The following is a 12,297-nucleotide window of genomic DNA, read 5'->3' as shown; positions in this document are numbered from 1 at the left end:
CCGCCGTGCAGCAAAATGATGTCTACAATCCGCCGATGGACCCAGTGGAGGTTCTCTATGAGGACTCTGAGGTGTTGGCGGTCAACAAAGCCGCAGGGTTACTATCGGTGCCCGGCAAGACCGAGGATTTGGCCGATTGTTTGCTGACCCGGATCGAGGTGGCCTTTCCCACGGCCCGCTTGGTTCACCGGCTTGATCGCGACACATCAGGGGTGATGGTGTTTGGCTTAACTGCCTATGCCCAGCGTCATTTGAATGCGCAGTTTGAAGCGCGTAAAACCAAAAAAACCTATGTGGCCCGGCTATTTGGCACCTTGGAGCCAAAGGAGGGGGAGGTCGATCTTCCGCTGACTGTGGATTGGCCCAACCGGCCACGCCAGATGGTCTGTCATGAAACGGGAAAACCGTCGCTGACCGAATGGAAAGTGGCGCGATATGGTGACACTGAAACCCGTGTGAAGCTGTTCCCGAAAACCGGGCGGACGCATCAACTCCGGGTGCATATGCTGTCGCTTGGCCATCCGATCATTGGTGATCCGCTTTATGCGCCGGAGACATCGGGTGATTTTGATCGGATGATGTTGCACGCCGAGGAGCTGCGCTTTGGCCATCCTGAAAGTGGCAAGGGCGTGCGGGTGCGGGCAAAAGCACCGTTTTAGAGACCAATAGGGAGAGATTGGGGCGCTGCCCCGTCACAAGCGGGCTTGTGACTCCCCGGAATATTTTTCGAAAGAAGAAGCAGGGGGCCGCGTTTCATATGAAGCGCGGCCCCTTTTGTTTTTAGTCCTCGGACCAGCCGGAAATCGATTTGATTTCAACGAAGTCATGGATGCCATGAGCCCCGCCTTCGCGGCCATTGCCCGACATTTTCATGCCGCCAAAGGGCGCACCGGTGCCGCGGGACATGCCGTTCATTTCCACCATGCCCGAGCGCAGCTGACGGGCCAAACGATTGCGACGCGCGCCGTCCGCGCTTTGGACATAGTTGGTTAGGCCATAAGGCGTGTCATTGGCGATGCGTACCGCCTCTTCTTCGCTGTCGAATTTCATGATCGACAGGACCGGGCCAAAGATTTCTTCGTTGGCGATGGTCATGTCCGGGGTCACGTCGGCAAAGACCGTGGGGCGAACATAAAAGCCTTTGTTCAACCCTTCGGGGCGACCAACCCCACCAGCGATCAGACGGGCGCCATCATCAATGCCGGTTTGGATCAGGTCTTGGATCTTGTTCCATTGGCTTTCATTGACCACCGGGCCAATGTGACGGCCGGATTGATCGGCGGGGCCAACTTGAATTTTCGCGGCCATGGCTGTGGCGTCTTCGACGACGCGGTCATAGGCGTCGGCCTCGACCATCATGCGGGTTGGGGCGTTACAGCTTTGGCCCGAATTTTCCATGACATGGAGAACACCGCGTTTGACGGCCTTTTCATCGGCATCGGCAAAGATCAGGTTCGCGCCTTTGCCACCCAGTTCAAGGTGGACGCGTTTAAGCGTGTCAGCGGCGGATTTGGAGATCAGTTTACCGGCGCGGGTGGAGCCGGTGAAGCTCACCATATCAACATCCGCATGGGCGGTGAGCTGGCTTCCGACCCCAACGCCGTCGCCGTTCACAAGATTAAACACACCGGGGGGGAAACCCGCTTCGTCCATCAGCTCTGCGAAAACCATCGCGTCAAGCGGGCTTTCTTCGGAAGGCTTCAATACCATGGTGTTGCCCGCCACCAAAGCCGCGCCAACCTTGAGGGTGACCTGATTCATCGGCCAGTTCCAAGGCGTGATTAGCGCGCAAACGCCAACGGCCTCGTGGATGATACGGGCACCATCGGTGCGCTCATCAAAGGGATGTTCCCAAGGAAAGGCTTTGGCGGCGCGAATGAAGTTTTTGAGGTGGTAAGACCCGGCACCGACCTGTGAGGTGCGCGACATGTCGATGGGGGCCCCCATGGCCACGCTTATCGCTTGGGCCAAATCTTCGCCACGGTCCATATAGACGGCCAAAAGGTTTTCCAGCAGGGTGATGCGATCTTCGACAGGGGTCGCCATCCAGCCGGACAGGGCGGCCTTGGCAGCGGCGACGGCGGCATCGGTATCGGCCTGACCACCCAAGGAAATCACCGCACAGGGCTCTTCTGTTGAGGGGTTGATAACCTGATGGTCCTGACCGGCAACCGGGTCAACCCATGTCCCATTGATGTAAAACTGTTTTTTCTCGATCATGATGGTCTCCCAAAGCGAGATGTCGGCCGCCATTAGGGCGGGATTCTGGGGCACTGTGGCACCCTGTCACAGCCTTCGCAAGTCTCCTTAGAACGGGGGTTTACATCTGACGTACGGAAAATATCTATTCGCGGTGGCCATTGTTTTGGCCGCGACATTTATAGAAAGGACGCGACATGGGTCTGCGCATCAATGACGAGATTCCGAACCTGACAGTCACCACCGATCATGGCGAGTTGAGCTTGCATGACTGGATCGGCGACAGCTGGGCGATCCTGTTTTCACACCCCAAAGATTTCACCCCGGTTTGCACCACCGAATTCGGTGCTGTGGCTCAGCTGGCGGATGAATGGGAGAAACGCGGCACCAAGGTGATGGGGATTTCCGTTGACGGTGTTGAAGAGCACAAAGGTTGGAAAGCCGACATCGAAAAGACCGCTGGTGCGCCCGCCGGTTTTCCGATCATCGCCGACGAAGACCTGACGGTTGCCAAGGCGTTTGACATGTTGCCGGCCGAATATGTGCTGCCGGATGGCCGCACACCGGCCGATAGTGCCACCGTGCGGGTGGTGTTTATCGTGGGGCCCGACAAAAAGCTGAAATTGTCGATGACCTATCCGATGACCGTTGGCCGTAACTTTGCCGAAGTATTGCGAGCATTGGACGCGCTTCAGACCTCGGCGCGTGAAAATGTGGCGACCCCGGCGAACTGGACCGTTGGTCAGGATGTTGTGGTGCCGATGTCGGTCTCAGATGAGGATGCTGCGGCCAAATACGGTGAAATCAACAAGGTCTTGCCCTATCTGCGCATGGCGAAATTGCCCGAATAATATGAGTGGGGTCGGCCTTTAAGGGGTCGGCCCCTCTACCGCCTAAGGCGGCATTCACCCCAAGAAATGTGGGAAAAGGCAAAGCTTGTGCCGAAGCGGAGTTCGGATTGGAGCGGTGAATTTCTGCGCAAAGCGCAGGGTTCGGGTTGCCCTTTTGTTCGCACCTTGGCACAGTCCGCGCGCGTTGATCAGGAGAGACCCCATGCCCTTTAGCCTTGCCACTTGGAACATCAATTCCGTGCGTTTGCGTCAGGGGCTTGTGTCGCAGCTGATGACCGAAGAAGCACCGGATGTTTTGTGCCTTCAGGAATGCAAGTCTCCGGTCGACAAAATCCCGGCCGAGGTGTTTGCCGAGCTGGGCTATACCCACATGGTTGCCAACGGCCAAAAGGGCTATAACGGTGTTGCGATCTTGTCGAAATTGCCGATCCAAGAGGTTGCGCGCGAGGATTTCGCAGATTTGGGACATGCGCGTCACATCGCCGGGCGGTTGGAAAACGGCGTGACAATCCATAATTTCTATGTGCCTGCGGGTGGCGACAAGCCGGATCGTGAGATCAACGTCAAGTTTGGTCAAAAGCTCGATTACCTGACTGAAATGCGCGATTGGTTTCATGCGCATAAGCCTGAAAAAAGCATTCTGGTGGGCGATCTCAATATTGCCCCGCGCGAAGATGATGTTTGGGATCACAAAAAGCTTTTGAAGATTGTCTCGCACACGCCGATTGAGGTCGAACATCTGGCGCAGGTTCAAGATGCCGCCGCATGGGTGGATGTGACGCGTCAGGATATTCCCGACGGGTTGCTTTACAGCTGGTGGTCGTATCGCGCCAAGGATTGGGACGGGGCGGACAAGGGGCGCCGTTTGGACCATGTCTGGGCCACGCCGGATATTTCCAACGCGGCCCATTCTAGCAAAGTGCTGCGCCATGTACGCGGCTGGGAAAAGCCAAGCGACCACGCCCCGGTTTTTGCCACCTTTGATCTCTGATCGCGGGGCAAAGTTTAAGGGGGTAGATCGCCAAGGCGGGTGCCCCGTTTAGGCGATCTGTGGTGACGAGGGGCGATGTTTTCAGCTTGCCTCATGTTATGTTATAATATAACCGATGCGTGGACGAAGGGTGATGTATCAAAATGTGTAAGTCAGCTTGGTTTTGGATTGCTTTGCGTGTCTGGATGGTTACGGGCGCGTCACAGGCCAAGCTTGGGCTCGTAGCAGTAAGGCTAAGACCAAATCCTTCGTTCTGGTTTTTCTCCAAGGGCACAGGGGGCTTTCGACCGGCGCGACGCCTGTGCCGCCTGACTTCTTACCCTTGAAATCGTATAGGATTTAGAATGAAACAAACGATCTCTGTGATTGCTCTACTTGCCGCAATGCCCGCCTTTGCCGAAGAAACCCGTCATCTGGATGCGCATGAGCACGGGGTTGGGACGCTCAATATTGCCATGGAGGGCGCGACCGTTTCTATGGAATTCCGGGCACCGGGTGCGGATATCGTTGGCTTTGAATATGCGGCCACAAGCGCGGATGATCTTGCCAAGATTGATGCGGCTTTGGCGCAATTGCGTGCGCCGCTTGACTTGTTTGTGGTTCCTGCTGCGGCCGACTGTTCTGTGACGGAGGCGCATGCTGAGCTGGTGAGTGAGGAAAGTCACGACGATCACGCCGATGAAGCGCATGACGATCACGATCACGACGATCACGCCGATGAGGCGCACGACGATCACGATCATGACGATCACGCCGATGAAGCGCATGACGATCACGATCATGACGATCACGCCGATGAAAAGCATGACGATCATGACCATGAAGAGGATGACGAGGCGTCAGGCCATACGGAGTTTGAGGCGCATTTCACTTTGACTTGCACGTCCCCAGATGCCTTTACTGGCCTCACCTTTGCCTATTTTGAAACCTTCCCCAATGCCAAAGACGTCGATGTTCAGATCATTTCAGCCTCGGGCGCTCAGGCCTATGACGTGGAGAAAACCGCGCCAATCCTTGATTTTGGGCGCTAAACGCGGGTGACAAACGCAGTTCTATCCCTATCACACGTCAGCTACCGCTGGCCGGGACGCACGGGGTTTTCCCTGTCCGTTCCGGAACTGACGGTGGCCGCTGGTGAATCGGTGATGTTGCTGGGGGAAAGCGGATCGGGAAAATCCACGCTGTTGTCGCTTATTTGCGGAACAATTGCGCCCGATAGCGGATCGGTAGTTATTGCGGATACGGATTTGTCCGCTTTGTCCGGGGGCGCACGCGATCGCTTTCGGGCTGAACATATCGGCGTGATTTTTCAGCAATTCAACTTGCTTCCGTTTGGGACGGTTTCTGACAACATCCTGCTGCCTCTGCGCTTTGCCCCAAAGCGGCGGACACGGGCGGGCGATGCGGCGCTGACGGCGGACAGCCTGTGTTCGGCTCTTGGATTGCCTGAGGGCACGGTCGAAGCCAAAGCCAGCACCTTGAGTGTTGGACAACAACAACGCGTTGCCGTGGCGCGCGCGTTGATTGGTCATCCGCCGATGATCATTGCAGACGAGCCGACCTCGGCCCTTGATGCGACAACACAGGCGAGTTTTCTCGACCTGCTCTTTGAACAGGTTCACGAACACAACACTTCCCTTCTTATGGTTAGCCACGATCCGCGATTGGGGGATCGGTTTGACCGGGTGATCCGCATGCAAGATATTGCCAAGATCGAAAGAGGCCGCCCATGACGCTTCGGCTCGCTATTGCCTCGCTTTTGGCGCGGGCGCTTACGGTCGGTATGACCATCCTTGCCATTGCCTTGTCTGTTGCGCTTTTCCTTGGTGTCGAAAAGGTGCGCACCGGTGCCAAGGCCAGCTTTGCAGATACGATTTCGGGAACGGATTTGATCGTGGGGGCGCGGTCAGGATCGGTTCAGCTTTTGCTGTATTCCGTTTTCAGGATCGGGAATGCGACCAACAATGTGACCTGGGAAAGCTATCAGGACATTGCCGCGCGCTCCGAGGTGGATTGGATTGTTCCGATCTCACTTGGTGATAGTCACCGGCAATTCCGCGTAATGGGAACCACGCGCGGATTTTTTGAGCATTACAAATATCGGCAAGATCGTGGTCTTGCTTTCGCGGATGGCGTCTTAATGGGTGATCTGTTCGACACAGTGATCGGCGCAGATGTGGCACAGGCCCTTGGATACAAGGTCGGCGATCCGATTGTCGTCGCGCATGGGTTGGCCTCTTTTACCGAACACAAAGATCAGCCGTTTCGCGTTTCTGGGATTCTTGAAAAGACCGGAACGCCGGTTGATCGCACTGTGATTGTTAGCATGGAAGCCATCGAGGCGATCCATGTCGATTGGCGCAGCGGAGCTAAAATTCCGGGGCAGACCACGCCCCAAGAGACCGTTCGGCAAATGGATCTGACACCCAAAGCGGTGACCGCGGCCTTGGTGGGGGTCAAAAGCCCGCTTCGGACCTTTGGCTTGCAACGCGCCATCAACGAATACAGCCAAGAGCCGCTATTGGCGATCTTGCCGGGAGTGGCCTTACAAGAGCTGTGGGGCATTGTTGGCATCGCGGAAACCGCGCTTTTGGCGGTGTCTGCGATGGTGGTTGTCACCGCGTTGATCGGGATGATGGCCACGATCTTTTCCAGCCTGAATGAACGCCGCCGCGAAATGGCGATTTACCGCGCCATGGGGGCCCGTCCGGCTACGATCCTGTCGATGCTAGTGGTCGAGGCCATGGTGATGGCGGCGATTGGGGCCGTGCTTGGCGTGGTCTTGTTGTATGTCGGATTGGTGATCGCTCAACCGCTTGTGGATCGTGCCTTTGGCCTTTGGTTGCCGATTGATGCGCCGATGATGCGCGAAATTTGGGTTGTTTTGGGCGTTGTCGCCGCTGGCGCAATTGTGAGCCTTGTTCCTGCCGTGCGGGCCTATAGAATGTCGGTGGCCGATGGTATGATGGTCAAAACGTGACGCAAGGAGAGAGCTCTCATGATGAATCGCAGAGCCGCGCTGGGGCTTTTGTCGGGCGCATTGACCGCGCCCCAAGCCGCATTGGCCGCAACAGTCAGAGAGATCACATGGGATGATTTGATTCCCCCCGGCGTGGCCTATTCTGAAATCATCGGCGAAGGGGAAATGGATGTTGCCAATGACAGCTGGAATCCGATCTATGATGAAAACGGCGTCAAATTAAACGATGATCTTGACGGTGTTTATGTCAAGATGCCCGGCTTTATCGTGCCGTTTGATATGAGCGCCGAGGGGGTAACAAGCTTTATGCTTGTGCCCTATGTCGGGGCCTGCATTCACACGCCACCGCCCCCCGCAAACCAGCTTGTTTTTGTGAATACCAAGTCTCCTTGGCCCGGTGATCAGCTGTGGCAAGCGATTTGGGTCACGGGGGTTTTGCGCACCAATCTTCAATCCACCAGCCTAGGCGACACCGGCTATTCGATCGCGGCGGATGATATTGAGGTCTATGAATGGTGAGTGGGCTTTGGTCGCCCGCGTGTCCACCAGGGCGGGCCCAGCGGGTGAAATGATGACGCCGATTGCCAAAAATACTGCGCTTGCTCTGGCTTCGGGCCGGGCCTCAAAGGTCGGGGCGACTCGGCGAAAGATCTTGGCCGCTCTGACGGTCTTGCCGTTTTGCGGTGCGCGGGCCTTCGCAGAGACAATTATCACTCTGGATTGGGCGGATTTGGCATCCGAGGATCAGATCAGCATCCCCTATTCTCTGCGCGCAGAGATTGATCACACCACTGCGCCGATGTCGCGCCAACAACCGCCATCGGCCGGGGTTCGCACCGATTGGAACGGTCAAACCGTCCGGATGCGGGGCTTTGTCGTGCCGATAGATTTCACCGGGTCGGGGGTTACGGCCTTTATTTTAGTGCCTTTTGTCGGTGCCTGTGTGCATGTACCACCTCCGCCCGCTAACCAATTGGTCTTTGTTACAACGGATACCCCCTTTGAAAGCTCTGGGCTTTTTGAGGCGGTTTATGTGACGGGGAAATTCGGCGTGTCCTCGTTGACCACCGATTTCGCAGATGTTGGCTATGCCATGGCCGCCGACAAGATTGAGCCCTTTTCCTTTTGACCACTGTTTTTGGCGGCGCTGCGTTGCCAAACCTTCACAATTCGCATGGCTGGATTGACTTGATCCTGCCGCGACAACCTGTCAGGTTCGATCAATTAAAAACAAAAGGAAAAACAATGCAGGATAAAGCCGCAGAATTGCAGATCGTATCGCCTCAGGCACCGATGGCCGAAAGTTTCGAAGACCCAAAGGCCGCCGTTGATAGGTTGATCGAGCTATATGAAACCGCGTCGGTGTTTTTGCGCGACCATTTCATGTCTGCGATGGCAAAGGGGCATCCCGGCGTTCGCTACCGGGCGTTTTATCCTGAAATCCGCATCACCACGACAAGCTTTGCAAAGGTCGACAGCCGGTTGAGCTTTGGCCATGTTACGTCGCCCGGCTGCTATGCGGCGACGATCACGCGGCCTCGGATGTTCCGCGATTACCTGCGTCAACAGATTGGTTTGTTGTTCCACAATCACGGCGTCAAGGTTCAGATCGGGGTGTCAAACACCCCTATGCCGGTGCATTTCGCCGTTACGAATTTTCCGGACATCACCGTTCCGCAGGAAGGGGCAGGGGCCTTTGTTCTACGCGATGTTTTTGATGTGCCTGATCTGGAAACCACCAATGATGACATTGTAAATGGCGTCGCTGATCCGGCACCGGGCGAACCGGCACCTCTGGCCCCCTTTACGGCACAACGGGTGGATTATTCCTTGGCGCGGCTGGCCCATTACACCGCCACCGATCCCGAGCATTTCCAGAATCATGTGCTTTTCACCAACTACCAATTCTATGTATCTGAATTCGAAGCCTATGCGCGCGAACAGTTGGCCGATCCGACGAGCGGTTACACCAGCTTTGTCAGCACCGGAAACGCCGAAATCACAACCGCCGATGGGGAACTTCCAAGCGCGCCGCGTATGCCGCAAATGCCGACATACCACCTGAAACGTGAAGGCGGTGCGGGCATCACCTTGGTCAATATCGGGGTTGGGCCGTCAAATGCCAAAACCGCCACCGATCACATCGCGGTTTTGCGTCCACATGCGTGGTTGATGGTTGGCCATTGCGCCGGGCTTCGCAACTCCCAAAGCCTTGGAGATTTTGTTTTGGCCCATGCCTATCTGCGCGAAGACAAGGTCTTGGATGCGGATTTGCCGGTTTGGGTGCCGATCCCGGCCTTGGCGGAAATCCAAATTGCATTGGAACAAGCGGTCGCGCAGGAAACCCAGCTTGAAGGGTACGACCTTAAACGGGTCATGCGGACCGGCACCGTAGCCACGGTTGACAACCGCAATTGGGAATTGCGTGAACATAGCGGGCCGGTGCAACGGCTAAGCCAATCGCGCGCCATTGCGCTAGATATGGAAAGCGCAACGATCGCCGCCAACGGTTTTCGGTTCCGCGTGCCCTATGGCACGTTGCTTTGTGTGTCGGACAAACCGCTTCACGGCGAGCTGAAATTGCCCGGAATGGCGTCAGATTTCTATAAAACACAGGTGGCGCGGCACCTGATGATAGGGATTCGGGCGATGGAAAAACTGCGAGAGATGCCTCTGGAACGCATCCACAGCCGGAAGTTGCGCAGTTTTGAGGAGACCGCCTTCCTTTAGGGGCTAAATAATCAACGGGTCCAGCCCCTAACGCGGGGGAAAGTGTCAGGAATCGCCATGTTTTAAAGGTTTTCTGCACGCCAATTGTTGTGTTTTCCTGCTACATCCTGTTTATTCCGGCCTCAGGGGCCCAAAGAGTTGGGCAGTGAAGGAGACCATTCAAATGGCGAACAAACCCATGACAAAAACTCAGCTGGTTGCTGCACTGGCTGAAAAAATGGACGCAGACAAAAAGACCGCTGGCGCGGCTCTGGAAGCTGTTGTCGACATCATCACCTCCGAAGTGTCGGCTGGTGGCGCTGTGACCCTGCCGGGTGTTGGCAAAATCTATTGCCGCGAACGCCCCGAGCGTATGGTGCGCAACCCTGCCACCGGTGAGCAGTTCAAGAAAGAAGCAGACAAGCAGGTCAAAATGACCATCGCGAAAGCGCTGAAAGATAGCGTAAACGCCTAAGTCTTCTTCCTTTGAGACTTGAAAGGGGTCGCGTTTCGCGGCCCTTTTTGTTTGTGGGTTTTAGCTTAGGCTCTGGCTTCGCCATCTGCGTATCGCCCGGCCAATAGAGATCAGACATGTCACCGCGCCATTTTGAGCAGCCGTGAATACGTCAAACAGGGTAAATTAATGCATCCTGACCCTAAACAATTAATAGCTCACGTTCGGATAGAACGTGGCAAAAGCTACTCATTATGGGTACGAGTGTGATCGTACTATTGCTGTTCATAAAGGTTTGAGATCGTAATGCGCGTTCGTGGTAGATTCTGCACAGTACTGTTCTGTATTACATTCGCACCGATAACGTCGGTGGCACATTCTGAAAACCTGTGGCGAATATCTACAACAGATGATTTAGAAGTCGCTTGTTCAAATACTCTAAGTGAGTCTCAAGGGTCTTTACAAAACTATTGCGCAATTTTCTCAGAGGGAAATGTTGAAACTGCCTCACTTGTTTTCCCAGGAAGATCACTGCGAGGTTCTCTTTTCCCGTCCCGGTGTAGTGAAGAGGATTTTTGCGAAGATGGTGTACACCCTCACTTCCCAGGTGGTTTTTCTAGCTATTCCTTTCAAGAAGCTTTGAAAGGAAGTACGCTAACAGCGTCGAGTATTCGTACTGCAATAACAGATATTTGCCAAGTTGAAGAGTGCACTATCTTAGAATACAAAAGCGAACAGCTTTCACCCGAAATTCTGCTAAATTGCCTTTTTGTGGATTTTATTGTTGCCGATAGCGAATCCGAAATAGATTTCTACGAGGGACGGATTCGTGAAGTTGGCGTTTCTCAAGTAATATCTGAACGTTATAATGGAAGAGAAATCTGCGAAAATGCGCAGATCATAATGGTGTTTAGAGGCATGAATATTTTATACGTAGGGTACAAAAATGGCAAATGAAGCAGAAAACAACATGGTGCAAATCGGCCCGGTTTAGACGGTGCCTATCTTTTGCTATGCCACTGTCGATACCTCAAGGGAGGAGTTTCCTTTGTTTGGCGTGTTTCAGGGCTGCTCAAAACCGAGCGATGACATGTCTGATCTCTATTGGTTGAGCGATACGCGGATAGCGAAGCTTTAGCTTAGTCTCTGGCTTCAAAAAGTTCAACGTCCGCGTCCACGCCAAGGCGGCGGCGTCTTTGTCATAGCGTGGGCTGGTGTCGTTGTGAAACGCATGATTGACGTCTGGATAGAAATGCAAGCTGACCTGTTTTTGATGCTCTTTTAGGGCATTCGAATAGGCTTCCCAGCCTTCGTTGATGCGTTTGTCGAGACCGGCGTAGTGGATCATCAAGGGGAGGTGATTGCGTGCATAAATCTGGCTGATGCGGCCGGGTCGGGGGAGGCACGGAGCAAGACAGCGCAGCCCCCGCCATAGAGCAAATTCGAGCGTGCCAACCGCCGTCCCGCCCGTCGCCCCATGAGCGTTAGATCGCTTGCAAACCGGATTTTTGTCGACCGGAACCATCAAAATTACGCGGGTCGAGCCAGCGCTCAAAACGAGCGTGCAGGGCAGGCCATTCGCTATCGAGGATTGAGAACCACGCGGTATCGCGGTTGCGCCCCTTGTACATGGTCGCCTGTCGGAACGTCCCCTCGTAGGTAAAGCCCAACCGTGCCGCCGCGGCTTTGGACCCGGCATTCAGCGCATCGCACTTCCATTCATAACGCCGATAGCCAAGGTCAAATGCCCGGCGCATCATCATAAACATGACTTCTGTGGCGATGGCTTGTTTCTGCATCAGGGGTGAAAAATGGATGTAACCGACTTCGATGCTCCCGACCTCTGGGGTGATGCGTAGGTATGAGCAAAAGCCCAAGGCCCGGCCATCCAATGTCTGGATTGTATAGAGTTGAGGGTCGGTGCTGGTTTCTTTGGCGCGACACCACGCCTTGGCGTCTTCGCGGTTGGTCCAGGGATCATCCGGTAGATAGGTCCAGCCGCGGCCGTCGGGATCGTTCGCAAAGGCATCAAATAGCCCGTCGGAATGAGTTTCGGCCAGCGGGACGAGCTGACCGAAGCGCCCCACAAGGGCGGTATGAGGTGGAACGGGAC

At 55.1% G+C, this 12,297-nt stretch carries 14 protein-coding genes; 11 read left to right on the top strand and 3 right to left on the bottom strand.

What is annotated here, in order from left to right:
- The first annotated feature begins 5 nt into the window (after positions 1-5).
- A complete protein-coding gene (locus AC5EFR_RS16775; protein WP_493576918.1) occupies positions 6-659 on the top strand; it encodes a pseudouridine synthase in 654 nt (217 codons plus the stop codon).
- Positions 660-780: 121 nt separating this feature from the next.
- Here AC5EFR_RS16775 and AC5EFR_RS16770 read toward each other — a convergent pair whose 3' ends face one another.
- Positions 781-2,220 carry an aldehyde dehydrogenase family protein gene (locus AC5EFR_RS16770; RefSeq protein ID WP_493577013.1) on the bottom strand — a complete coding sequence of 480 codons (1,440 nt, stop codon included), beginning with the start codon at positions 2,218-2,220 and terminating at the stop codon, positions 781-783.
- Between the two features lie 176 nt (positions 2,221-2,396).
- On the opposite strand from AC5EFR_RS16770, the gene AC5EFR_RS16765 reads away from it, so the two are divergent.
- The 10 genes from AC5EFR_RS16765 to AC5EFR_RS16720 all read left to right on the top strand — a co-directional run bounded on the left by AC5EFR_RS16765 (position 2,397) and on the right by AC5EFR_RS16720 (position 11,141).
- Complete coding sequence (locus AC5EFR_RS16765; RefSeq protein ID WP_493576917.1) at positions 2,397-3,050, top strand: peroxiredoxin; 654 nt, start codon at positions 2,397-2,399, stop codon at positions 3,048-3,050.
- A gap of 202 nt (positions 3,051-3,252) precedes the next feature.
- On the top strand, positions 3,253-4,041 hold the full coding sequence (locus tag AC5EFR_RS16760; protein ID WP_493576916.1) for an exodeoxyribonuclease III: 789 nt from the start codon (positions 3,253-3,255) through the stop codon (positions 4,039-4,041).
- A gap of 344 nt (positions 4,042-4,385) precedes the next feature.
- Entirely contained in the window at positions 4,386-5,072 is a 687-nt protein-coding gene (gene zrgA / locus AC5EFR_RS16755) for a zinc uptake protein ZrgA (RefSeq protein WP_493576915.1), read from the top strand.
- Positions 5,073-5,078: 6 nt separating this feature from the next.
- Positions 5,079-5,774 (top strand): ABC transporter ATP-binding protein, encoded by a 696-nt coding sequence (locus tag AC5EFR_RS16750; RefSeq protein ID WP_493576914.1) that lies wholly within the window; start codon positions 5,079-5,081, stop codon positions 5,772-5,774.
- Positions 5,771-7,021 carry an ABC transporter permease gene (locus AC5EFR_RS16745; protein WP_493576913.1) on the top strand — a complete coding sequence of 417 codons (1,251 nt, stop codon included), beginning with the start codon at positions 5,771-5,773 and terminating at the stop codon, positions 7,019-7,021. The genes AC5EFR_RS16750 and AC5EFR_RS16745 overlap by 4 nt, the downstream gene beginning before the upstream one ends.
- A gap of 18 nt (positions 7,022-7,039) precedes the next feature.
- A complete protein-coding gene (locus AC5EFR_RS16740; protein ID WP_493576912.1) occupies positions 7,040-7,540 on the top strand; it encodes a DUF3299 domain-containing protein in 501 nt (166 codons plus the stop codon).
- A 49-nt stretch (positions 7,541-7,589) separates the two neighbouring features.
- The gene (locus AC5EFR_RS16735; RefSeq protein ID WP_493576911.1) at positions 7,590-8,150 is read left to right on the top strand and encodes a DUF3299 domain-containing protein; all 561 of its coding nucleotides are present in this window, start codon (positions 7,590-7,592) and stop codon (positions 8,148-8,150) included.
- A gap of 116 nt (positions 8,151-8,266) precedes the next feature.
- Positions 8,267-9,751: an AMP nucleosidase gene (locus AC5EFR_RS16730; protein WP_493576910.1), complete on the top strand. Its 1,485-nt coding sequence runs from the start codon at positions 8,267-8,269 to the stop codon at positions 9,749-9,751.
- A gap of 163 nt (positions 9,752-9,914) precedes the next feature.
- Positions 9,915-10,205, top strand: coding sequence for an HU family DNA-binding protein (locus AC5EFR_RS16725; protein WP_299921137.1), 291 nt, complete (start codon positions 9,915-9,917; stop codon positions 10,203-10,205).
- 348 nt (positions 10,206-10,553) lie between these two features.
- Positions 10,554-11,141: a hypothetical protein gene (locus AC5EFR_RS16720; protein ID WP_493576909.1), complete on the top strand. Its 588-nt coding sequence runs from the start codon at positions 10,554-10,556 to the stop codon at positions 11,139-11,141.
- A 115-nt stretch (positions 11,142-11,256) separates the two neighbouring features.
- Here AC5EFR_RS16720 and AC5EFR_RS16715 read toward each other — a convergent pair whose 3' ends face one another.
- A complete protein-coding gene (locus AC5EFR_RS16715) occupies positions 11,257-11,532 on the bottom strand; it encodes a dienelactone hydrolase family protein (protein ID WP_493576908.1) in 276 nt (91 codons plus the stop codon).
- A gap of 136 nt (positions 11,533-11,668) precedes the next feature.
- The gene (locus AC5EFR_RS16710) at positions 11,669-12,271 is read right to left on the bottom strand and encodes a GNAT family N-acetyltransferase (RefSeq protein ID WP_493576907.1); all 603 of its coding nucleotides are present in this window, start codon (positions 12,269-12,271) and stop codon (positions 11,669-11,671) included.
- Between the last annotated feature and the right edge of the window lie 26 nt (positions 12,272-12,297).

The organism is Pelagimonas sp., from assembly GCF_058892305.1.
This window is presented reverse-complemented; position numbering and strand designations above follow the sequence as displayed.

Coding starts and splice junctions, on each gene's coding strand:
- AC5EFR_RS16770 (WP_493577013.1), bottom strand. CDS start 2,220: ATGATCGAGAAAAAACAGTTTTACATCAATGGGACATGGGTTGACCCG.
- AC5EFR_RS16765 (WP_493576917.1), top strand. CDS start 2,397: ATGGGTCTGCGCATCAATGACGAGATTCCGAACCTGACAGTCACCACC.
- AC5EFR_RS16760 (WP_493576916.1), top strand. CDS start 3,253: ATGCCCTTTAGCCTTGCCACTTGGAACATCAATTCCGTGCGTTTGCGT.
- zrgA (WP_493576915.1), top strand. CDS start 4,386: ATGAAACAAACGATCTCTGTGATTGCTCTACTTGCCGCAATGCCCGCC.
- AC5EFR_RS16745 (WP_493576913.1), top strand. CDS start 5,771: ATGACGCTTCGGCTCGCTATTGCCTCGCTTTTGGCGCGGGCGCTTACG.
- AC5EFR_RS16740 (WP_493576912.1), top strand. CDS start 7,040: ATGATGAATCGCAGAGCCGCGCTGGGGCTTTTGTCGGGCGCATTGACC.
- AC5EFR_RS16735 (WP_493576911.1), top strand. CDS start 7,590: ATGATGACGCCGATTGCCAAAAATACTGCGCTTGCTCTGGCTTCGGGC.
- AC5EFR_RS16730 (WP_493576910.1), top strand. CDS start 8,267: ATGCAGGATAAAGCCGCAGAATTGCAGATCGTATCGCCTCAGGCACCG.
- AC5EFR_RS16725 (WP_299921137.1), top strand. CDS start 9,915: ATGGCGAACAAACCCATGACAAAAACTCAGCTGGTTGCTGCACTGGCT.
- AC5EFR_RS16715 (WP_493576908.1), bottom strand. CDS start 11,532: ATGATCCACTACGCCGGTCTCGACAAACGCATCAACGAAGGCTGGGAA.